1 protein-coding gene is annotated in these 876 nt (G+C 55.5%); it reads left to right on the plus strand.

Annotated features, from left to right (window positions below):
* The coding region (locus R7M92_RS24985; protein ID WP_000408210.1) for an APH(6)-I family aminoglycoside O-phosphotransferase at nt 1–834 on the plus strand (834 nt) is incomplete at its 5' end.
* Nucleotides 835–876: the final 42 nt, after the last annotated feature.

Genomic DNA, 876 nt, shown 5'->3' on the forward strand with positions numbered 1-876 from the left:
TTCATGCCGCCTGTTTTTCCTGCTCATTGGCACGTTTCGCAACCTGTTCTCATTGCGGACACCTTTTCCAGCCTCGTTTGGAAAGTTTCATTGCCAGACGGGACTCCTGCAATCGTCAAGGGATTGAAACCTATAGAAGACATTGCTGATGAACTGCGCGGGGCCGACTATCTGGTATGGCGCAATGGGAGGGGAGCAGTCCGGTTGCTCGGTCGTGAGAACAATCTGATGTTGCTCGAATATGCCGGGGAGCGAATGCTCTCTCACATCGTTGCCGAGCACGGCGACTACCAGGCGACCGAAATTGCAGCGGAACTAATGGCGAAGCTGTATGCCGCATCTGAGGAACCCCTGCCTTCTGCCCTTCTCCCGATCCGGGATCGCTTTGCAGCTTTGTTTCAGCGGGCGCGCGATGATCAAAACGCAGGTTGTCAAACTGACTACGTCCACGCGGCGATTATAGCCGATCAAATGATGAGCAATGCCTCGGAACTGCGTGGGCTACATGGCGATCTGCATCATGAAAACATCATGTTCTCCAGTCGCGGCTGGCTGGTGATAGATCCCGTCGGTCTGGTCGGTGAAGTGGGCTTTGGCGCCGCCAATATGTTCTACGATCCGGCTGACAGAGACGACCTTTGTCTCGATCCTAGACGCATTGCACAGATGGCGGACGCATTCTCTCGTGCGCTGGACGTCGATCCGCGTCGCCTGCTCGACCAGGCGTACGCTTATGGGTGCCTTTCCGCAGCTTGGAACGCGGATGGAGAAGAGGAGCAACGCGATCTAGCTATCGCGGCCGCGATCAAGCAGGTGCGACAGACGTCATACTAGATATCAAGCGACTTCTCCTATCCCCTGGGAACACATCAATCT

It is taken from the genome of Vibrio sp. Vb2880, assembly GCF_033337975.1.
Lineage (GTDB): Bacteria > Pseudomonadota > Gammaproteobacteria > Enterobacterales > Vibrionaceae > Vibrio > Vibrio alginolyticus.